The sequence below is a fragment of the Actinomadura sp. NPDC048394 genome (assembly GCF_040651755.1).
Classification (GTDB): Bacteria; Actinomycetota; Actinomycetes; order Streptosporangiales; family Streptosporangiaceae; genus Spirillospora; species Spirillospora montaniterrae.
The window spans coordinates 22537-43221 of sequence record NZ_JBEZJL010000025.1; the positions used below are offsets into that span (position 1 = coordinate 22537).

The 20685-nt window shown below is 70.2% G+C and carries 17 protein-coding genes and 1 tRNA gene; 8 read left to right on the plus strand and 10 right to left on the minus strand.

All coding sequences use genetic code 11. The annotated features are described in order from the left end of the window. Nucleotides 1–369 precede the first annotated feature (369 nt). The gene (locus AB0C78_RS19695) at nucleotides 370–984 is read left to right on the plus strand and encodes a hypothetical protein (protein WP_360749766.1); all 615 of its coding nucleotides are present in this window, start codon (nucleotides 370–372) and stop codon (nucleotides 982–984) included. 17 nt (nucleotides 985–1001) lie between these two features. Further along, on the plus strand, nucleotides 1002–1466 hold the full coding sequence (locus tag AB0C78_RS19700) for a hypothetical protein (protein ID WP_360749769.1): 465 nt from the start codon (nucleotides 1002–1004) through the stop codon (nucleotides 1464–1466). 214 nt (nucleotides 1467–1680) lie between these two features. Here AB0C78_RS19700 and AB0C78_RS19705 read toward each other — a convergent pair whose 3' ends face one another. Continuing rightward, on the minus strand, nucleotides 1681–3162 hold the full coding sequence (locus AB0C78_RS19705; RefSeq protein ID WP_360749771.1) for an MDR family MFS transporter: 1482 nt from the start codon (nucleotides 3160–3162) through the stop codon (nucleotides 1681–1683). Nucleotides 3163–3263: 101 nt separating this feature from the next. Here AB0C78_RS19705 and AB0C78_RS19710 point away from each other — a divergent pair, with 101 nt between their 5' ends. From AB0C78_RS19710 to AB0C78_RS19720, 3 genes are all read left to right on the plus strand, one after another. Continuing rightward, entirely contained in the window at nucleotides 3264–4136 is an 873-nt protein-coding gene (locus AB0C78_RS19710) for a TetR/AcrR family transcriptional regulator C-terminal domain-containing protein (protein ID WP_360749774.1), read from the plus strand. Nucleotides 4137–4180: 44 nt separating this feature from the next. After that, a complete protein-coding gene (locus tag AB0C78_RS19715) occupies nucleotides 4181–5707 on the plus strand; it encodes an alpha/beta hydrolase (RefSeq protein ID WP_360749777.1) in 1527 nt (508 codons plus the stop codon). Between the two features lie 81 nt (nucleotides 5708–5788). Then, nucleotides 5789–5864: transfer RNA gene (locus tag AB0C78_RS19720), tRNA-Thr, on the plus strand. A 218-nt stretch (nucleotides 5865–6082) separates the two neighbouring features. Here the strand turns inward: AB0C78_RS19720 and AB0C78_RS19725 are convergent. Next, complete coding sequence (locus AB0C78_RS19725; protein WP_360749780.1) at nucleotides 6083–7279, minus strand: cytochrome P450; 1197 nt, start codon at nucleotides 7277–7279, stop codon at nucleotides 6083–6085. Between the two features lie 47 nt (nucleotides 7280–7326). On the opposite strand from AB0C78_RS19725, the gene AB0C78_RS19730 reads away from it, so the two are divergent. Beyond that, a complete protein-coding gene (locus AB0C78_RS19730) occupies nucleotides 7327–7935 on the plus strand; it encodes a TetR/AcrR family transcriptional regulator (RefSeq protein ID WP_360749783.1) in 609 nt (202 codons plus the stop codon). A gap of 116 nt (nucleotides 7936–8051) precedes the next feature. Here the strand turns inward: AB0C78_RS19730 and AB0C78_RS19735 are convergent, their stop codons facing one another. Together AB0C78_RS19735 and AB0C78_RS19740 are read right to left on the minus strand one after the other, a co-directional pair. Continuing rightward, nucleotides 8052–9143, minus strand: a complete 1092-nt coding sequence (locus tag AB0C78_RS19735) for a hypothetical protein (protein ID WP_360749786.1) — start codon at nucleotides 9141–9143, stop codon at nucleotides 8052–8054. 11 nt (nucleotides 9144–9154) lie between these two features. After that, nucleotides 9155–10150 carry a Rieske 2Fe-2S domain-containing protein gene (locus AB0C78_RS19740; protein WP_360749789.1) on the minus strand — a complete coding sequence of 332 codons (996 nt, stop codon included), beginning with the start codon at nucleotides 10148–10150 and terminating at the stop codon, nucleotides 9155–9157. Nucleotides 10151–10261: 111 nt separating this feature from the next. Between AB0C78_RS19740 and AB0C78_RS19745 the strand changes: the two genes are divergently transcribed. After that, nucleotides 10262–10873 (plus strand): TetR/AcrR family transcriptional regulator, encoded by a 612-nt coding sequence (locus tag AB0C78_RS19745; protein WP_360749792.1) that lies wholly within the window; start codon nucleotides 10262–10264, stop codon nucleotides 10871–10873. Nucleotides 10874–10915: 42 nt separating this feature from the next. On the opposite strand, the gene AB0C78_RS19750 is transcribed toward AB0C78_RS19745, so the two are convergent. The 4 genes from AB0C78_RS19750 to AB0C78_RS19765 all read right to left on the minus strand — a co-directional run bounded on the left by AB0C78_RS19750 (nucleotide 10916) and on the right by AB0C78_RS19765 (nucleotide 15171). Beyond that, nucleotides 10916–12241, minus strand: a complete 1326-nt coding sequence (locus AB0C78_RS19750; RefSeq protein WP_360749795.1) for an MFS transporter — start codon at nucleotides 12239–12241, stop codon at nucleotides 10916–10918. Nucleotides 12242–12363: 122 nt separating this feature from the next. Beyond that, nucleotides 12364–12945 carry a hypothetical protein gene (locus AB0C78_RS19755; RefSeq protein WP_360749798.1) on the minus strand — a complete coding sequence of 194 codons (582 nt, stop codon included), beginning with the start codon at nucleotides 12943–12945 and terminating at the stop codon, nucleotides 12364–12366. 44 nt (nucleotides 12946–12989) lie between these two features. Then, nucleotides 12990–14888 carry a hypothetical protein gene (locus AB0C78_RS19760; protein ID WP_360749801.1) on the minus strand — a complete coding sequence of 633 codons (1899 nt, stop codon included), beginning with the start codon at nucleotides 14886–14888 and terminating at the stop codon, nucleotides 12990–12992. Between the two features lie 94 nt (nucleotides 14889–14982). Beyond that, complete coding sequence (locus AB0C78_RS19765) at nucleotides 14983–15171, minus strand: hypothetical protein (RefSeq protein WP_360749804.1); 189 nt, start codon at nucleotides 15169–15171, stop codon at nucleotides 14983–14985. A gap of 271 nt (nucleotides 15172–15442) precedes the next feature. Here AB0C78_RS19765 and fxsT point away from each other — a divergent pair, with 271 nt between their 5' ends. Then, nucleotides 15443–17983 carry an FxSxx-COOH system tetratricopeptide repeat protein gene (gene fxsT, locus AB0C78_RS19770; protein WP_360749807.1) on the plus strand — a complete coding sequence of 847 codons (2541 nt, stop codon included), beginning with the start codon at nucleotides 15443–15445 and terminating at the stop codon, nucleotides 17981–17983. 161 nt (nucleotides 17984–18144) lie between these two features. On the opposite strand, the gene AB0C78_RS19775 is transcribed toward fxsT, so the two are convergent. Both AB0C78_RS19775 and AB0C78_RS19780 read right to left on the minus strand, forming a co-directional pair. Further along, nucleotides 18145–19404 (minus strand): HEXXH motif domain-containing protein, encoded by a 1260-nt coding sequence (locus AB0C78_RS19775; protein WP_360749810.1) that lies wholly within the window; start codon nucleotides 19402–19404, stop codon nucleotides 18145–18147. Next, nucleotides 19404–20633, minus strand: a complete 1230-nt coding sequence (locus AB0C78_RS19780; RefSeq protein WP_360749813.1) for an FxsB family cyclophane-forming radical SAM/SPASM peptide maturase — start codon at nucleotides 20631–20633, stop codon at nucleotides 19404–19406. The genes AB0C78_RS19775 and AB0C78_RS19780 overlap by 1 nt, the downstream gene beginning before the upstream one ends. Nucleotides 20634–20685: the final 52 nt, after the last annotated feature.

Below are 20685 nucleotides of genomic sequence, written 5' to 3' on the forward strand. Positions count from 1 at the left end.
CACGGACAAGACCGCACGCCGACCACCCCGGGCACCGCAGGCCCCACGGGGGGTGCGGGCGGCCCCGGCTCGGAGGAGCACGTCCGCCCATGGGCGAGCACGGGCCCCGCCCAGAACACCCGCCAAGACCCGGCCCCCTGGCAACCCCCACCCCAGCCCGCCGGCCCCGGTCAACCCGCGGCTCCCGGTCAGCCGGCAGGGGCGCCGCAGGACCATGGTGCGGGGTCGGGCCAGGGCGGCGCGGCGGGGCAGGGCCAGGGCGTGGATTCGGGGGCAGCACCGCACCAGGCGCTGCTGCCAGGGCAAGGTGCGTCGGCATTGCTGGGCCCGGAGTCAGGCGGTGACCCGGAAGCGGTGTCCGAGAGGGCGATGGGTGACGCTGAACTGCTGGCGAGCTCTCCTTTCGACGGTGACCTCGACGCCGAGCTGACGGCGAGGCCGGCGAGGCGTTCCCTGCCGGGACCGACCATCTACCTGGGCGCCGGGCTCCTGCTCGTCGCCGGTTTCCTCGGCGGTGTCCAAGCGCAGAAATGGACGTCCGACGATTCCGGCTCGCCGGGCGGAGGCCCAGCCGCTGCAGGCGGCTACGGCCGGACGACCGGGCGTGTCCCCGGCGGCTACGGCGGTGGCTTCGCCGGACAGCCGGGCGGTGGCACGGGAACGCAGCCAGGTGGTGGGACGGGCACGGAGCAGGGCGGCCGCGGCGGCCCCGGCGGCTTCGGCGGTGGGTTCGGCGGGGGCGCGGGAGCGGGCGGCGGCATGACCGTCGGCACCGTCACCAAGGTCGTCGGCGACACCCTCTACCTGCGCACCTCGGACGGCAAGACCGTGAAGGTCAAGACCAGCGGCAGCACCAAGATCAGCGTCACCAAGGACGGCAAGCTCCGCGACCTCGGCTCGGGCGCCACGGTCATCGTGCGCGGCACCACCGGCAAGGACGGCTCGGTGACCGCGACCACCGTCAACCAGGGCACCGGCCGCTGACCACCGATGAGGAGACGATGACGATGAACAAGGCCAGCATGGGCCGGCTGCTCGGCGGTCTCGCCGTCACCGGGACGCTGCTGCTCACCGCGGCCTGCGGGGGCGGCGACGACGGCAAGGCGAACGCGAGTTCCACGAAGGCCGCCGGCAACGACCAGATGTCGGCGTTCCGCGCCTGCATGGAGAAGCAGGGTGTCACGATGCCGGACCGTGGCAACCGCCCGAGCGGCGCGCCTTCGGGCCGTCCGAGCGGCGCCCCGTCCGGTGGTCCCGGTGGCGCGCCGCCGTCGGGCCGGCCCAGCGGCGTGCCTTCGGGGCGCGCGTCGGGCCGTCCCACCGACCGTCCGACGCGTTCGGCCGCCCAGCAGAAGGCCATGCAGGCCTGCGCCTCCCTGGCCCCGCAGGGCGGCCGCGGGGGCCAGGGCGGTCCGCCCGGAAACGCTCCGAACGGAGGCCAGAACCCCGGCACCCCAGCCTCCTGACCGGGGCTGATAACCACCCCAGCCGGGTGAGACGCGCGCTCGCAGTCCCCTGTGGCGATGCGCGCCGGTGGGGCCCGTCCACCTCCGCGGGCCCCACCGCCCCGCCCGCTCCGGGACACCGGCCCGGCGCTGGGACGGTCGGCGTCGTCCAGCGCAGGGATGGCGGCGTCAGCCACGGCTCTCCGGGAAGGTGCGGGCGATGAGGTCGAGCGCATCATGACTCGGCCGACCTCGCCTTTCCGGGGACGGCCAGGATGGGCAGGAGTGCGGCCGCGAGGATCGCCGCCGTCCACCAGAAGGTCTCCGTGAAGGCGTTGGTGAGCAGCACGGGCGTGTCGGCGGTGTGCTGCGACGCGGCGTCGGCGAGGTTGCCGCTGGCGCCAGGGATCTCATGCCGGATGGCGATCTGCAGGACGACGGCCATCACCGCGGTGCCGAACGAGCTGCCCACGCGGATCAGGATGTTCGCGCCCGTGGTCGCCGCGGCGACCGCCTCGCGGGGGAGGCCCTGGTAGCTCGCCGCCATCAGGGACGGGGCGATCATGCCGTGGCCGATGCCGACGACGAACATCGCGCCCATGATGACGGCCCGTCCCGTCGTGGGATCGAGCGTGGTCAGGCCGAGGGTGCCGAGCAGGACGAGCGCGACGCCGCCGACGGCGATCCAGCGCCCGCCGAACCGGTCGACGAGCCGTCCGGCCACCGACATCGTGATCATCGCGCCGACGCCCATCGGGGCGAGCAGCCATCCCGAGTCGAGCGCGGACTCGCCGCGGACGATCCTGGCGAACAGCGGGATCAGGATCATCAGCCCGAAGACGGACGCGCTGTAGAGGAAGAACCCGCCGGTGGCGGTGGTGAAGGCGCGGGTGCGCAGGAGGCGGAGCTCGATGAGCGCCCCTTCGCGCTTGCGGAGCGCGTGCACCGCGAACGCGATCACGAGCGCGGTGCCGCCGATGACGCTGGCGAGGAAGCGCGCGCCGGTCAGGCTGGTCCCGTTCCCGGCCTCCGACAGCCCGTACACGAGAGCGGCGAGCCCGGGTGACAGCAGGACGATGCCGGTGACGTCGAGCCGCGCGTCCGGGTCGCGTTCGGTGTCGCGCGGCAGCATCCGGACCGCCGCCAGCAGCGCCGCTGCGCACAGGGGGATGTTGACGTAGAACATCCAGCGCCAGCTCAGATGGTCGACGATCGCGCCGCCGAGTAGCGGGCCGAGCACCGGGGCGAGCATCGCGGGCACGGAGACGATGCTCATGACCCGTCCCATCCGGCTCGGCCCGGCTTCCCGGACGAGCATCGTCTGGCCGACGGGCATCAGCATGCCGCCGCCCAGTCCCTGCAGGACGCGGAACACGATGAGCGACGGCACCGACCAGGCCAGCCCGCACAGCAGCGAACCCCCGATGAACAGGCCGAGCGAGACCAGCCACATGGTCCGGGCGCCGAACCTCCGCACCGACCAGCCCGTCATCGGGATCGCCATGGACAGCGCCAGGGTGTAGCCCGTCACGACCCACTGGATGGTCGACAGCGAGGTGCCGAAGTCCTTGCCGAGCGCGGTGATCGCGACGTTGACGATCGTGCTGTCGAGCACCGTCATGATCACGCCGAGCACGACGACGATCGCCAGGTTGCGCAAGTGCGGGTCGATGCCCGTCTTCGCCCCGGTCGGGGGCGCCTTCTGAATCGCGGTCAAGATCCGTCCTCCGTTTCCGTACGCTGTATCGGTCACACCGTACACCGTCTCGCTCGATCTGTACACCGTATCGATACGCCGTATCGGTTAGGATCGCTGGCGTGGCAGAGAGCAGTGAGCCGCCCGAGCGTGATCGCGAGCGGCCGGAACAGGCCGAACGGTCACAACAGACCGAGCAGCGCGAACGGGCCGAGCGGCCGCAACAGCGCGAACGGGCCGAGCGGCCGCAACAGCGCGAACGGGGCGAGCGGCGCGAGCGGGCCCGGCCGAACGACGTCTGGGCGCGCCCGCGCGGTGGCCGCCGTCCCAAGCTGACCCGCGAGGCCATCGTCGACAAGGCCATCGAGATCGCCGACGCCGAGGGGCTGGAGGCGGTCTCCATCCGCCGGGTCGCGAGCGAGCTCGGCGTGCGCGCCATGAGCCTCTACACGCACATCGAGGCGAAGGAGGACCTCCTCGACCTGATGTACGACGTGGTCGCCGTGGAGGTCCTGGTCGAGGACGGCCTGCCGGACGACTGGCGCGAGGCGATGATCGAGATTACCCGCAAGGAGCGCGCCGCCGGCCTCCGGCATCCCTGGATGTTCGAGCTGGCCGGCCGGTCGCCGCGCATCGGGCCGAACGGGCTGCGGCACGCCGAGCAATCGATGGCCGCCGCGGCCCGGCTCACCGACGATCCCGAGGAGATGCTCGCGATCGTCACGACCGTCGACCACTACATGCTCGGTTTCGTCCTGCGCGAACAGCGGCTCCGCGAGATGGGGACGACGGCCCTCGGCGAGGCGCGGCAGAGCGTGCTGGAGCAGGCCTACATCACCAAGCTCCTGGAGAGCGGGGAGTTCCCGCACCTCCGGTCGGTCCTCGACACGGGGCTCTACAACCAGGAGGATTTCGACCTAGGGCTCAAATGGCTGCTCGACGGCATCGAACACGATCACCGAGGGAAGTGGCCCTCGACCAGCAGTCCGACGTAGCGTAGGCGCCGGGGTACGTGCCGCTACGACGAGACGGGGTCCAGGTGCGGGCAGCGAGGTACATCGGCGTGGCCATGGCGGCGACGCTGGCGGCGGCGACCGGATGCAGCGGCGGGGACGGCGGCGGGGGCAAGGAGGCGACGGCCGCGACGTCGCCGGGCACCGCCCCGTCAGGGCTCGGCGCCTTCTACGGCCAGAAGCTGTCCTGGAAGAGCTGTGGCGGCGGGTTCGAGTGCGCCACCGCGCAGGTCCCGCTCGACTACGCCAAGCCGTCCGGCGAGAAGGTCGGGATCTCCATGATCCGGCTCCCCGCCCAGGACAAGTCCGCCCGGATCGGCTCGCTGTTCACCAACCCGGGCGGCCCGGGCGGTTCCGGTGTCGACTTCGTCCGGCAGGCCGCCTCGAGCTTCGGGGCCGACCTGCGCAAACGCTTCGACATCGTCGGGTTCGACCCGCGCGGTGTGGGCGCCAGCGATCCGGTCCGCTGCAACTCCGGACCGGAGCTCGACAAGTTCTTCGCCGCAGACTCCTCTCCGGACGACAAGCAGGAGGTCGACGCCTTCGCGGCGCTGAGCAAGCAGTTCGCGACCAACTGCAAGACCAAGGCGTCCTCTGAGCTCCCCTATGTGGGCACGAAGGACGCCGCCCACGACATGGACATCCTCCGCGCCGCCGTAGGCGACTCCAAGTTCACCTACTACGGCGCGTCCTACGGCACCTATCTCGGCGCCATATACGCGGAGGAGTTCCCGAAGAACGTCCGTGCCCTCGTGCTGGACGGCGCCGTGGATCCCAAGGAGTCCGCCGTCGGCACCCTGGTCGAGCAGTCCAAGGGGTTCGAGACGGCCTTCCGCGCCTTCGCCGAGGACTGCGTGAAGTCGGCCGGCTGCCCCCTGGGGACGTCCACGGACGAGGCCGAGAAGAACCTCGCCGCCTTCATGGCCAAGACCGACAAGACGCCGCTGGCCAACACGCGCGACTCGCGGAAGGTCACCGAGTCCCTGGCCGTCATGGGCATCGCCACCGCCCTGTACCTCAAGGACTACTGGCCCCTCTTGCGCCAGGCCCTCACGCAGGCCATGCAGAAGGGTGACGGGACGCTCCTCCTGGCCCTCGCCGACCAGATGGTCGAGCGCAAGCCGAACGGCACCTACAGCAACCAGACGGACGCCAACATGGCCGTCAACTGCGTCGACAAGCCCAACCCGCCGACCCTCGCCGAGTACGGCAAGGCCGCCGACCAGGCCAAGAAGGCCGCGCCGCACTTCGGCCCCTTCGTCGTCTGGGGCGGCCTCCCCTGCGTCTACTGGCCCGTCCAGCCGAAGCAGCAGCCGCAGCCCGTGCACGCCAAGGGCGCCAAGCCCATCGTCGTCATCGGCACCCTCCGCGACCCGGCCACCCCGTACAAGTGGGCGCAGAGCCTCGCCAAGCAGCTCGACTCCGGCGTCCTGCTGTCCCTGGACGGCGACGGCCACACCGCCTACTTGCAGGGCAACGCCTGCATCACCAAGGCCACCGACAACTACCTGCTCACCACGGAGCCGCCGAAGAACGGGACGCTCTGCCACTGACCGAGCCGTGCCGCCGATAACCGGTGCGCATCCACCCCTGCGGACCCGGTAGACTGCATCCAGCCGTGTTCCGCGCGGCACGCCGCCTTAGCTCAGTCGGCAGAGCGATTCACTCGTAATGAATAGGTCGTCGGTTCGATTCCGACAGGCGGCTCCACCTCAAAGGCCCCTTGCGATCACGGCAAGGGGCCTTTTGCTAACTGTGATGGGCGCCGGGGCGGTGCTGGTCGAGTCGCCTTCGTTCGGGTGGTCGGTCATCACGGTGGTACTCCTTGGCCGGTTCGGGTAGTCCGGGTTAGTTGCGGGGCTGACGGGACTGGGTCTGGTCGGTGAGTATGGGGTGTGCCGGGGTGGTGTGGGTGCCGAGGGTGTTGGTCAGGTGGTGAAGGCCAGGTTGAGGTGGGCGAGGCGGCGGACCATGAGGCTGGGCACGTGTTGGGCGGGTGCGGTGAGGTGGAAGGGGCCGTGGGCCAGGAGGGCTTGGACGGCGAGGACGGCTTCCAGGCGGGCGAGGTGGGCGCCGATGCAGAAGTGGATGCCGCGGCCGAAGGCGGTGTGGGACTTGATGGCGGGCCGGTGCAGGTCCAGGGCGGTGGGGTCGGGGTAGGCGTCGGGGTCGTGGTTGGCCGCGCCCCAGAGCAGCATCAGGCGGGACCCGGCAGGCAGGTGGACGCCGCCCAGGGTGGTGTCGCGGGTGGTCACGCGGAAGTGGCCGCGAAAAGGGCTTTCGAGGCGGAGTGTCTCTTCCACGAATTCCGGGATCTGGTCGGGGTGTTCGCGCAGGCGGTCGGCGAGGGCGGGGTCGGTGGCGAGGGCGTGGGCGGTCGCGCCGATGAGACTGGCGGTCGATTCGCTGCCCGCGGTGACCAACTGCAGCGCCATCGCGACCCGTTCGTCGCGGGTGAGCGTCTCATCGGCTGCCAGGACGTCCAGCAGCCCGCCGGACGGGCGGGTGGCCGCGGCGGCGAGCTGCTCGTCGAGGTAGCGCATGAAGTCGAGGATCTCGATGGCGATCAGGCCCAGCCGTTCGGGGCCGGCCAGGCCGCCCAGCAGCTCGATCGCGGCGTCCGACCAGGCGGTGATCCGGTCGGCGTCGGCCTCGGGCAGCCCGAGGATCGCGCTGATCATCAGCACCGGGACGGGGGCGGCGACCTGCCCCATCCAATCCCCGCCGCCCTGCTGCGCCAGGGCCGCCACGCGCGGGAGGAGCAGGTCCTGGATCCGGTCGGTCAGTCCGGCGACGGTGCGCCGGGCGAAGAGCGGGGCCATGGCGGCACGCTGCGTGGTGTGGACGGGCGGGTCGGCGGTGGCCAGGACGTCGACCGCGGCGCCGCTCATGTCCATCAGCTCCGGTCCGCCCGTCCCGGCGCTCAGCAGGCCGGCCAGGTTGCTGGAGAAGGTGGCCGGGTCATCGAGGGCTTGGAGGACCTGGGCGTGCCGCACCACCAGGTGCAGGCCCAGCTGCGGCAGCAGGTGGACCGGGCCGCGCTCTCGCAGCCGCGCATAGGCCGGGTACGGGTCGGCCAGTGATTCGGGTGAGAACAGGTCCTCACCGACCAGAGGAGCTCTCATATAACACGTTATAGTTCACGTTAAAGGCGAGAGGAAGGCCCTGTCCCGTGGAGACTCCGTTGCCGGCCGTCGAGTACGGCCGTTCGACCCTCAGCGTCACCCGGCCGTTGAAGGAGGCCGAGCGGGCCAGGCGGGAGAAGATCCTGGACGCGGCTCGGGAGCTGGCGCGCGAGGGCGGCCCGGAGGCCACCACGATCCGGGCGGTTGCCGCGCGCGCGGGCACCACCCCCGTCACCGTCTACCGGTACTTCCCGTCCAAGGACCATCTGTTGCTGCACCTGATGGTCGACTGGTCGGTACGGGTCATCGCCGACCTGACCGCCCGCCCCTACGCCGGGACCGAGGCCGAGCGCGTCGCCGCCGGGTTCGCCGACATCATCGGCTGGGCCGCCGACGAGCGGCTGCTGCTCACCGCCGGGATGAGCGCCATCGGCTCACCCGACCTCAGCGGCGACGGCCTGAGCGTTTGGCGGGACCTGTTCACCGGCCTCATCCGCGCCATCCTCACCGACCCCACCTGGACCGACACCGAAGGCAAGGCCTTCACCCTCGGCCACGTCCTGCTCGCCTGCCTGCTCGATCTGACCACCAGCCGCGCCACCGCCGCCCAGACCGGCGACCACATCACCACCGCCGCCCGCCTCATCTTCCGCTGACCCGCCCTCGACCGGAACACCCGCCTCGGCCCGCGGGACGCCGAGCTCAACGACTGGGACCACCTGGGCCACGCCCGTCATGGAGGTCGGCGTCGCCGCGGACGGGAAGGCCGTCGTCAGCTGGTCTTGAAGCGTCCGGCGAAGGCACGGAGCGGGAGGTCGGCGCTGGTCACGACTCCCGGAGGAGCCGCCACGACCGCACGGATCGCGTTGAGCGCCGGCAGGCCGGTCACCGTCATGCCGATCGAGGCGAAGTCGTCGGCGTCGGACAGGTCGACGCCCGGAGCCGGGAAGATCATGTGCTTCTGGTAGATCTGCGGGTCACCCTTGATCTGGGTGACGTAGCAGCCCTTGATGTCCCAGCTCGGCGCGGTGTGCGGGGTCATCTGCCATTCGAGGTGGGTCTCCACGCGCGGTACGCCGCCGGCGATGCCGACGTACTTGATGTAGCTCGCGCCTAGTGAGCCCTTGGGCAACCGGTACCAGCCCAGGTCGACGTCCTTGGTGCATGCGCCCAGCTCGTAGCTGAAGGTCACGTCGTCGAGCTCGAGGTCGAAGGCGTCGGCCATCATGTGGACCGAGTCGGCGAAGACCTCGGTGTACTTGCGGAGCATGCCGGGCAGGGCGGGCTCGTCGACGGGGAGTCCGTAGCCGACCTCGCGCCAGGTCGCCGCGGAGTGGTGGCAGGAGACGTCGACGGACTCGATGGTGGTGATGTGCTCGATCTCGGCGACGTCGGCGGAGGCGACCACGCCGAGGATCTGGTTGAGGCCGGGGTTCATGCCGGTGCCGTAGAAGGTGGCACCCCCCTCCTTGGCGGCCTCGTCGATGATCTCGGTCCATGGCTGGCCTGACGGGTGCGGGTGGTTGAGGTTGCGGTGGTGGCCGGTGATCCAGTCAGCGGTGGTGACGATGTTGATCCCTGCTTTGAGCAGCGCGAGGTAGAGGTCCTCGTCGGGGAAGACGCCGTGGAAGGTGACGGCGTCGGGCCGGGCCGCGATGATCTCCTCGACCGTGCCGGTCGCCGTGATGCCGACGGGTCCGATGCCGGCGAGCTCGCCGACATCGCGGCCGATCTTGTCGGGGGAGTAGCAGTGCACACCGATGAGCTCGAGGTCGCGGTGCCTGCCGATGCGTTTGATCATCTCGCTGCCGACGTTGCCGGTGGCGACCTGAAAGACGCGGATCGGGGTGGGGGCGGCGGTCATGGCGTGGCCTTTCAGGACGGGACGGTGGTCGGGTAGAACTGCTTGGCCCAGGTGCGGAGTGCGGTGAAGCCGGGGTACTCGTCGCGAACGAGGGCGGCGGGGTCGGCGTACTTCTGGTGGGACCAGATGACGATGTCGGCCGCGAACTGCTCGATGACCGCATGGGCGTGCTTGACCGCGCGCGCGAGGCTGTCCTCCTCGGTGAGCGCGGGGTCACGGCCGATCCAGACCGAGAAGCGCACGTCGCAGGTCGAGTCGTCCACGGGGGTGATGGCCGAGGCCGTGCGGTTGTCGATCATCCCGTGGCTGCGGGTCACGGCGAGTCCGAGTCCGGCGTTGATCGCCTCGACGCCGCTGCTCACCTCGTCGATGCTGGCCGGCGCTCCTTCGAAGGCGATGGTGAAGTCCACGTAGGACACCGGCCCGTCGAAGTCCTGGCGGGTGAACAGCGGCACGATCGGCACCTTGTGGACGTACTTGAAGTGCGCGAAGTCGACGCCGTTCTCCAGGACGTACTGGGGGTGCATCTCGAGGCCCTCGTTGAACAGCACGCAGTCGGGATACGTCGGGTGGTAGTCGTCCTCGGTCACGCCGTCGTCCCAGGCGGTGAAGATGTCGGGTACGTCGAAGTACGGTTCGCGCCCTTCGACGTCGTGCCAGATGTAGATGGACTGGTTGCGCTCGACCGTGGGGAAGGTCTCGATCTTGCGGCCCAGGTTGGGGCGGTCCTCGTAGGGGATGCAGACGTTGCGTCCGGCGGCGTTCCACTGCCAGCCGTGGAAGGGGCACTGGATGGTGTCGCCGACGACGCTGCCGCCGTAGCCCAGATGCGCCCCAAGGTGCCGGCAGTAGGCGTCCATCACGGCCACCTTCCCGGACTGTCCCCGCCAGACCACGAGGTCCCGGTCGAACGCCCTGGTGCGGAGGACCTCGCCGACGGCGACCTCCGCGGACCAGGCGACCTGGAACCAGCCGGTCGGGTTCATCGGCAGCATCGGCTTGGGCATCAGGTCCTCGCCTCCACGGGTGACGGTAATCGTCGTTCTGATTTACAGAATTGGAATTCTGTTCGGACGCTAACATAGGATCTGGTGGAGCTACAAGGGAGGGAAGTACCGGTGTCGGTCGTCAGCGTCGCCGAGGCTCGCCACGCGATGTACCGGCAGCAGGTCCTCAACGCCGCCGAGATCGAGTTCGGCAAGGCCGGGTTCGCCGACACCCGCATGGACGCCATTGCGGCCACCGCCGGACTCAGCCTCGCGACGGTCTACAAGACCTTCGCCGGCAAGGGCGAGATCTGGGACGCACTGCACAAGGACCGCATGGATGCGCTGCTGGCATCGGTGGAAGGCTCGGGCGACGAAGGTCAGTCCGGACTCGACCGCCTGCTCGCGAGCGTCGCCGCCGTGGCGAGGTTCCTCGCGGACAACCCTGCCTATCTCGAGCTGAACATCCGGGTTGGGGGCTGGGCCAGCTCCTACCACCAGGCGCATGGTGTCCAGCGCTCCGTGTGGAGCGCGGGCATCGACATGCTCGCGGCCGGCATCCAGCACGCCGTCGACGTGGATCGCCTGCCCGCCATCCGGCCGCAGATCGGGGCGGCGATGGTGGTCTCCGCGCTGCAGGCCTGGCTCACCGACTGGGTGGTCCAGGAACGTGACCGCGACATCGATGCGGTCATCGACGAGATGCAGCAGCACCTCCGCTGGATGCTCGCCGGCTCAAGATGAGCCTGGACCGGGCAGAGGACGGCCAGCAGGTCAGCGTGCGGATCAGAGGTGCCGGCCGGCGCCGGCGGGTTGCGGTTCCCACGCCGTCTCAGGCTCGTGCGGGTGCGGACGGCTCACCAGGCATTCGGTTCCCGGTTCCGGAGGCAGGAAGATCCGGTGGACGAGGACGAGCCCGGTAAGGACGATCATCACCACGAGGACCCAGCCGGCCGATCGCGCGGGGCCGTAGGACGAGACGATGTAGCCGGCGCAGAGGGCGCCGACCGCGGCCGACAGGCGGGTCACGAAGGTGCCGGCGCTGGCGACGCGGGCGAGGATCGCCGTGTCGATGCAGCTCGCCTGGTAAAGGGCCAGGGCCACGTTCACGTTGGCGCCCACGAAGCCGATTCCGCCCCAGGCCGTGACCATGAGCCAAGCGTTCGCTCTGGACGCGATGACGATCGTGAGGGCGAGCCAGGCGGTGACCGAGAAGAGGATGACGTTGCGCGGCCGGATGATTCTGAAGACCCGGGGCGCGATGCTCGATCCGATCAGGCCGCCGAGGCCGGAGACGGCGAGGATGGCGCCGATGAAAAGGGCCGATCGGTGCTGCTCGCGGGCGAGGACGACGAAGAGCAGAATGATGATCTGGAAGAGGACGTTGGTCACGACGCAGATGGTGAGCACGTTTCGCAGGAAACGGTCTCTGCGCAGGGCCGCCAGCCCCTCCTTGAGGGCGTGCCTCATTCCAGCTTTCATACCCAGTGATCCCCCGAGGGGGGATTTGTCCACCATTTGTAGGGACAGGATCGCGGCAAGGGCGGTGCAAAGGCTGAGAAGCGGGGTCGCCCAGCTGAGCGCTGTCGCCAGCAGGCCTCCGAGTGGGCGGCCGAACAGTAGCGAGCCCTGGCTGCGCGCCTCGTTCTTGGCGATCGCGACCGGCAGCAGTTCGTGCTGGACGACGCGGGGCACGGAGGTGATCTCGGCCGTGCCGTAGAAGACGGTGCAGGTGCCTTCGATCGCCGCGGCGGCGAGCAGCACGCCAATGGGGGCGTCCCACAGCAGGAACGCCACCAGCAGGACCAAGGCCGAGACCAGCCGTACGACGAGGGTGGCCTGCATGACGCGCCATCGGCTCAGGCGTTCGACCAGGACGCCGGCGGGGATCTGGAGCAGCAAAGGGGGAAGGGTCCCGGCGGTCGTCACCCACCCGGCCAGTACCGGTGACTCCTGCATGGACAGGGCGAGGAGAGGGAAGGCGGCCATCGCGCTGACCGAGCCGAGCTGGGAGACGGTGGAGCCGAGCCACAGCCAGGTGAAGTCGGCGCCCAGAGAGTGGTCGCTCTTGCGGCGGAGCCAAGCGCGGAGGCGCCGTCGCGACAGCTTCATGCCGGTTCCCTTCCTGTCGATGGCAACCGGTTGAGGTGCCTCGATAGCAGAAAGGGATCGGGCGCTCCAGTATGTCGCCTGGAAGCGCATTCTACTCGATGCAGGCTCGTTCAGGAGTGATTTCAGCGACCTAGGTTCGTGTCGTCGCGGGATTGTGGCGGCGAGGACAGGGTCCGGGTGTCGCATTCGTTCATGACGGCGGCGCTCAGTTCTTTGATCCGCTCCTTGATGCGAGCGTCGATGTCGGCCGGGTCCATGTCCTCGCCACCGGCCGACCTGCCGTACTGGAAGGCCCATGCGACATCCTCCAACAAAGCCATGACGGCCTGCCGGGTCTCGTCGTCGCGGCTCAGCGTCCAAAGACCGAAAAGCGCTGCTACGGCTATGGGGTAATCGTCCCGTGTGTGCTTAATTTGATCGGAAAGGTCACTATCATCCAATCGCGTGCCCGGTGTCCGGCGCATGTCCTGGACGAGCTGCGTCCTCACGCTGACCCTTGCGACCGTCAGCCGGACGTCCGCGAGCGCGGCGTGCATGGCGTGCTTGTGCTCCTCGTGGTCCCGTTCGGCCCGCAGATCCCGATCCCGGATGTTCGTCTTGCGGGACTGGAACCAGTTGGAGATGAAGCCGTTGGCCGTGCCCGCGACGCCTCCGAAGAAGGTGGCGGAGCCGACCGCGAGCGCGACGATGGCGACGTCCTGCATGTGCTTCCCCTGGAAGGTGCCGTAAACGCGGATGGGTGCGGGTATCAGGGCATTTCGCGCAGCAGGTCGGCCTCGCTGCGCTGGTGCGAGGGGAGCGGGGGGTCCTTGGCCTCGACGGCCAGCGCGGCGAGCTTGACCGCTGCCCCCCGATCCCCGCACAGCTGCTCCGCACGCGCGGCCCGCAGTAGGGCCGGCCCGTCGTCATCGGCCTCCGCGAGGGCCACGTCGAGCGCGCGCTTGGCCGCGTCCAGGCGGGACAGCGTCGCCAGCGCGAGGGCCCGGGCCGCCTCGCTGGACGGCCGGGCGCGCCGGCCCACCCGGTCGAGATCGCGCAGCGCCGACTTCGCCGACTCGCGATTCCCCTGGTCGGCGAAGATCTCACCGCGCGTCTGCAGGGCCTCCGGGGTGTCCCCGTCCAGGGTGAGCGCGCCGCTGAGCACGGCGAGCGCCGTCTGCGGCTGGCCCGCCCGGAAGAGCGCCTGGCCGAGGCCCGCCTGCAGCCCCGGGTCGTTCGGGACCCGGCCGGTCGCCGCCCGCAACTCCTCGACCGCCGTCGCCGGGCTCGCGTCCGCCGTGGCCAGGAGCAGCCGCCCGATGGCCGCTAGTAGGTGCCCGACGGCCGTCGTGTCCTGCAGCGACTCGAAGAGGGCGGCGGCCTCGCGGTAGTGACGGATGGCCAGATCCGTCAGGAACTCCTCGTGGGCGATGTCGCCGAGGGTGCGTTCGGCCTCGGCACGGACGAGGACATGCTGTGGATCGTTCGCGCCGACGGCTTCCTCGGCTCGCCGCCGCGCCAGGGCAAGATCCCCGCGGCGGAGCGCCGCGCGTGCGGCCGCCAACATCCGCTCCGGCGACGCCGCCGGAGCGTCGACGGGCTCAGACAAGCTCTGGACGGGCCGTACCAGCCGGGGATGCAGCAGTTCGAACGAGTGCGGCGAGCGTCTCCTGATCAGGTGCCGGTTCTCCAGCGCGCGCAGGAGCTCGTCATCAGCGGCCGGCGAACGATCCTCGAGCGCGCGGCGGAGCCGGACGGCGACCTTCGCGAGGGAGCATCCCTGATCGGCGGCGACCTCCGCCAGTTGCCTGCGTACGTGTGCCCGCAGCGCGACGTCGACCGCGGCGGCCAGATCTTCCGGGGAGGAAGCGGCGCAAGGGGGCAGCCCGGTGCGGGCGGCTTGCAGCAGTGCGGGCTCGACCTCCCCGGACGGCTCGTCATCCGCGTCCTTGCCGACCTCGTCGACGAGCGCTTCGACCGCGCCGGGATCGGGTGTCCGCCCGGCGGCGAGCAGCGAACGGCGAACGGCCTCGACCGCGTTCTCCGGAGTGAGCGGGTCGAGCCGGAACGTGGCATGTGTCCGGGTGGTCCGAAGGGCGAACTCGACCGCTTCGCCGAGGGTCTCGTCGCGTACGCACAGCAGCAGCCGGACGCCGGTGTGTTCCCGCATCGCCGCTGACAGCTCCTCGAGGAACAGCCGGCGGTCGCGCTCGTGGATCGGCGACGTCCGAAAGAGCGTTTCGGCCTGATCGATCGACACGAGGAGCGGAGAGCCGCCGCGCCGCCGCAGGAAGTCGCCAATGGACAGCTCAGAGCTGCGATACGGGGAGGCGTCTGGTTGCCAGGACGACAGGACGGCGAAGGAGAAGTGGTTCTGCCGCGGCACGGCGGCCAGCGGAAAGCGCGCGGAGAATGCGGGATGCCCGACCGCGAGCAGGTCCGTGCCCAGGTCGGCGAGAAAGGGCACGACCCCGGCGTGCAGCAGCGAGCTCTTTCCCACACCGGCCGCGCCGTGCAAGATGATCAGCCCGGTAGAGAGCCAGCTCTCGCCGAGTCGGCGGATCTCCTGGTCCCGGCCATGGAAGAACGGCCGCTCTTCGGCGGTGAAGAAGCTGGGTCCCACAAAAGGTGCGGTGCCTGCACCGGGGGATCCGGCGGGCTGGCTCACAAGTGCCATCCTGCTCTACGGGTCAGATGTCCTGGTCGGTCAGTCTGACGTCCAGAATGGCGGGCGGGGAGGACGAATGGCCGCATCTGGCCATTCAGTGCTCCTGGTCGAACGGCGGCGGCGTGTAGGAGTTGAAGGCGGCGATCGGCGCGCTGTCATTCGAGGTGTCAAGAATCTCACGCACGGCGTGCCACAGTGCGCTCTGGCTGATGCCGTCCAGCTGGTCGACGGAGAGAGCTGCCAGGTCGATCGTGCTGACCTGTGGGTTCCTGGTGTGCGGCATGTGATCTCCCGTCACGGCGGCAGCGGATGACTTTTATCTTGACACGTGCCCGAAGGGATGGCCAGGTGCGGCTCGAACGTTCTTCCAGGTACGTTGAAAAGCCTTTGTGTCATATGACGCAGAAGTCGAGCCCATTCCTTTTAGGATGAGCCCACATTTGCATTACAGACGCCCGAAAAGTATCTAGCGTCCTGTGGTGCAGCGGGTAAGGTGGTTTTCCTGCGGGCGACGGGCAGGTCGTTGCCGTGAGCGCAATCCGGAGGTGGTGCACATGGCACTGTCGGCCGGTCAGGCCGGAATGGCCAGGCGGGTTCCGCAGGTGTGGGGAAAGAAGATCCCCAAGCGGAACAAGAACTTCACCGGAAGGGAAGAGCTGCTCACGGCGTTGCGGGCGGGCATCACGGACACGGTCACGGCGGTCGTCTCGGTCTCCGTGCCCCACGCCCTGCACGGCCTGGGCGGAGTCGGCAAGACGCAGATGGCGGTCGAATACGCCTACCGTTACCGCGAGCATTACGACCTGGTGTGGTGGATCGCCGCCGACCAGTCGAACCTGCTCCGGTCCGCGCTGGCCGGGCTCGCCCCCCACCTCGACCTCCCCCCGCTGACCGCGACCGGGATCGAGGAGGCCACCAGCGCCGTCCTCGACGCGCTCAGGCGCGGCGAGCCGTTCGACAGATGGCTGCTGATCTTCGACAACGCGGACCAGCCCGAGGATCTGCGGGAGCTCATCCCCGACGGCCCGGGACACGTCCTGATCACTTCGCGCAACCATCGCTGGGCCGGGGTCGTCGAGACCGTGCCCATCGACGTCTTCACCCGCGAGGAGAGCCTGGCCTTCCTCGCGAAGCGGGTCCCGCGCACGAAGGACCACCCGGACGCCGACCGGCTGGCCGACAAGCTCGGTGATCTCCCGCTCGCCCTCGAGCAGGCCGGCGCCCTCCAGGCGGAACGCGGCATGCAGGTGTCGGAATACCTGGAACTGCTGACGGCGCGCACCTCGGAGCTGCTCGCGGAGGGCAAGCCGTCGGAGTACCCGCTGTCGATGACGGCCGCCTGGGGTCTCTCGGTCAACAGCCTGCGCGAGTCGCTGCCGGAGGCCGTCGAACTGCTGCGCTACTGCGCGTTCTTCAGCCCCGAGCCGATTCCCAGCGAGGTGTTCAACCGGATCCATCCCCGGCTCAGCCCGGAGATCGCGGAACTGCTCGCCGATCCCATCCGGCTGAGCCGCGCGATCGGGGAACTGGGCCGGTTCTCGCTGGCCAAGCTCGACAACACCGGCCAGGCGATCCAGGTGCACCGGCTGATCCAGGCGCTCGTCCGCGACGAGATGAGCGAGGCGGACCGCGACCGGGTCCGCCAGGAGGTCTACCTGCTGCTCGCGCAGACCGCTCCGGACGACCCCGAGGACCCCGTCGGCTGGGGCGACTACTCGGACCTGATGCCCCATGTGCAGCCGTCCGAGATCGCGGGCAGCCGGGACCCGGACGTCCATGAGCTGCTCCTGCGGGTCGCCCGGTACCTGCGAGCGTCGGGCGCGTACACCTCCGCGCAGAGCTTTCTCGAACAGATCATCGAGCGGTGGTCCGCGGACGGGTCACCGGACGATTTCGACGTTCTGCGCGCCCGGCGCCACCTCGCCAACGTGCTCCGCGAGCTCGGCAGGTTCCCGGAGGCGTACGAACTCGACTCCCGGACGCTGCCGAAGATGGAGCAGGTCGCCGGGACGGAGCACCCGGAAACGCTCCAGCTGCTGAACAGCCTCGGCGCCGACCTCCGCGCCGCCGGCGAGTTCGCCAAGGCTCTCGAGCATGACCTCGGTTCGCTGGAACGGCATGAACGCGTGCTGGGGCAACACGACCCCCAGGTCAACCGCGTCGCCCACTGCCTCGGGCTCGATTACGGCCTCATGAGCGACTACCAGCGCTGCAAGGTCTTCCACGAACGCGCCTACGTCCAGCAGCGTTCGCTCGGGCGCGCCAGTGACGCGGTCGACCTGCTGGCGCCCGGCAGCGGACTGGCCCGCGCGGTCCGGCTCTGCGGGGACTATGCCGAGGCGTACGACCTCGGCCAGTACCTGTACAACTTCGGTGTCCAGAAGCTGGGGCCCGACCATCCGTGGACTCTCCGCACGACGAAGGACCTGTCGATCTCGCTCCGCCGTCTCGGTGACTTCGAGCAGTCGCTCGAGCTGGCCTTGGACGTCCAGGCTCGGTACACGCGCTTGTACGGACTCTCCCATCCCGACACGCTGGCCTCCGCCATGTGCCTGGCGAACATCCAGCGGACCGTTGGCGACCTCGACAGCGCGACCACCCTGGCGGCGGACACGGTGAACCGGTACTCGCGCGTCTACGGCGAGCACCACCCCTACAACCATGGATGCAGGGGGAACCTCGCGCTCTTGACACGCGTCAACGGGGATCCAGGCAAGGCTCGCGTCATCAACGAGGAAGCGCTCGAGGGGGTGGAGGCCAAACTCGGCCGCGACCACCACTACTCCCTCACCATCGCGACCAACCTCGCCAGCGACCTCGCGGCGATCGGCGAAGTGGAGGCGGCGGTCCGGCTGGGACGCGGCACCCTCCGCCGGCTGGCGGCGGTCCTGGGCGAGACGCATCCGATGACGCTCGGCTGCGCCGCCAACCTGTCCGCCGACCTGTTCGTCCTCGGCGAGAAGGAAGAAGCGCAGAACCTGCACGCCGAGACCTTGGACCGCTACGCGGCGACGCTCGGGCAGGAGCACCCCGACGCGCTGGTCGCACAGCAACGCCGTCACCTCGACTTCGACTTCGACCCGCCCCCGATCTGATCGCGCTCCTCGTCGCGTGCCGGGCCGGGACCTCGCTGTCGCGTGCCAGGTCGGGACGCTCGCCGTCGCGTACCCGGGGGGCGGACGTTCGCCGTCGCGTGCCGGGTCGAGCGCCCGGGAATCGGCGACGCTGTCGGGTACGCCTCTGACCTGGCGAGTGCTCAGGCGCCGCTGTTGCGGCGGTGCCAGTTCGCGCGGTGCTCCGCTGCGCCCGATCTGGCGCGGCGGAGCGCGATGGCGGAAACGGGCTCCCGCCGCCATGCGGCCAGCGTCCGCGTCATGAGGTCGACGAAGTCCGCGCCCTCGCCGGTGAGGCCGCGGCTGTCCGCCATGGTCCGCGCCGCCCGCAGCGCCGCCTCGCGCCAGCGGGCGAACTCGGTCTCCGCCCGGACGCCGTGCGCGCCGCGCTCCACATCCCGCTGCCTGCGCCAGAACCCGGCCACGCCCAGGTAGGCGTAGGTGCCGTGGAGCAGTCCCGCGATCGGGCGCGGGTCTCCGCGCCATGGCGCGTAGTACCGGGTCCCGTCGTCCGGCAGCGTCAGGGGCACCGTCTCGAGCACCGCGCTCAGCTTGACGTGCTGGACCTCGTGCGCCAGCGTCTCGGCGAACTCGCGATGCCCGGGCGGCGTGGACAGCCCGATGTTGCCGAACGCGTGCTGCGGCGTCCCGCTCACATGGCCGGTGGCACCGGCGGCGAGCGGGGTCAGGGCGGTGATCGCGCCGGCGACCTCCGCGCAGATCGTCCAGTGCAGGGGGACGAGGAGCTCCCACGCCCGTTGCAGCGTCCGCTGCCAGCGTTCCCTGACCGCCTCGCCGAGCGGGCCCGTGACCTGCGCGGATCCCGGCATCCGGTCGGGGTCGCGGTCTTCCAGGACGAACCCGACGCGCGTGCCGCGGTGCTCCGCGCCGAGCCTCCGCAGCGGCGTCCATCCGGGCTCGCCCTCGCGCAGGCGTAGCGGCCCGAGCCGTCCGGGCGTGAACTCGGCGGTGCGGTGGCCGGGAAGCGACGCGTGCCCGAGGCCGGGCAGAACCACCTTCCCTTCCTCGACCGGTACCTCGATGGGGTCGCCGTCACCGGCCCGGTGCGTCACGACGGCGGCCAGGCAGGCGATCCGTCCGGGATGGCAGGCCGTCCCGTCGCCGCCGGTCATCGCGGTGAGCGTGCGGCGCCCCCATGCCGCCACGGTCGGGTAGCCGAGCACGTCGCGGACCAGGTCGGGACGGTCGCGGTGCAGTGCCGCGAGCGCGGCGAAGCCCGCCGCCGCCTGGCCGGCCTCGGGATGACCGGAGGCCTGCGCCGCGTCACGGATGCCGCGGAGAAGGAGAAGCAGTCGGCCGTGGTTCAACGCGGCGAGCTCGCGGACGGCGGCGGCGCCGCCGCCACCGCGGCCCAGCGCGCCGAGCGTCCGGTCCGACAGCATCAGCGGCGGACGCCGGTGAGATCAGCGAGGTCTTCGGCCATGACCCGCTGGATGTGGTCGATCAGGCGGAGCAGGTCCGCGCAGAAGACGCTGGGGTTGCGGAAGCCGCGTCCCGCTCGGTAGCGGTGCGGGTACAGGCCGCCTCCGCAGACCTGGTGGACCTCGCACCTGCGGCACTGCGGGGACAGGGCCGCGACGCCGATCTGCCGGGCCGCGAACGGAGGCAGCATGAGCGCCGAGTCGAAGTCGTCGCGGAAGACGTGCAGCCGGGTGCCCGAGGCTCCGTCATAGGCGGACTTGAGGGTGTCGACCAGTTCGATGCTCCCGTCGGTCTCGATGACCGTGACCGCGACGGGCGACAGGCCGAGCGCCTCGCTGCGCGACGGGCGCCCGCCCAGCATGCGCATGATCTCGAGGAACATGCGGATCCGGGTGCGCTGGACCGGCGCTCGGTACCACCGGTCGAAGATCGTGATCAGCCAGTCGGCGTACGGGGTCCGGCCCGGGGCGGGCAGGCCGGGTGGCGGCGCGTCCCAGTTGCCGTGCGGGAGGAGGAAGTCGATCGACGGCGGTTCGAAGGCCAGCAGCGCCTCGTAGGTCCGCAGGGGGTCGGCGGCGGGGTCGACCGTGGCCAGCAGGCCGGAGAACAGATGGCGGTACCGCGGGGCGTTGAGCCGGTCGAGCGCGGCGGCGACGGCCTGGTAGCTGCCCCGCCCGTCGGCCCTGGTGCGGCGCAGGTCGTGGCTCTCCTGGTAGCCGTCGAGGCTGATGCCCAGCAGCACGTCCAGCTCGTCGAACAGGTCGAGGAAGTTGGCGTCGAGGAGGACGCCGTTCGTCTGGACGTGGAAGGTGATCCGTGTCGGCGGGTCGACGGCGGAGCGGAGCGCGCCCACCGCGTACCGCAGGTGCTCGATTCCGGCGAGCAGCGGTTCCCCGCCGTGCAGGATGATGTCGATCGCGGGCAGTGCGTGCGTTCGGGCGTGCTCGGCGATGCGTTCGGCGACCTTGTCGATGGTGGGCTTCGCCATACGACGTGGCTGTTTCATCCAATTCTGGTCAGCCATTTCGTACATGTAGCAGTACGTGCATTTGAGGTTGCAGCGACTGTGCACCTTGAGGATGAACTGCCGGAACGGCGTCGGCCGCCATCCCGCCGCCAGCAGCGCGCCGACGTCCAGGGTCGCGGGCCACTCCGATCCCCTGCTGCCGGGCTCATCGCTGCTGACCACGCTCGTCCTCCTCGTCACGAGAGCCGGCGCGGCGGCGCGCACACCCTTTTCG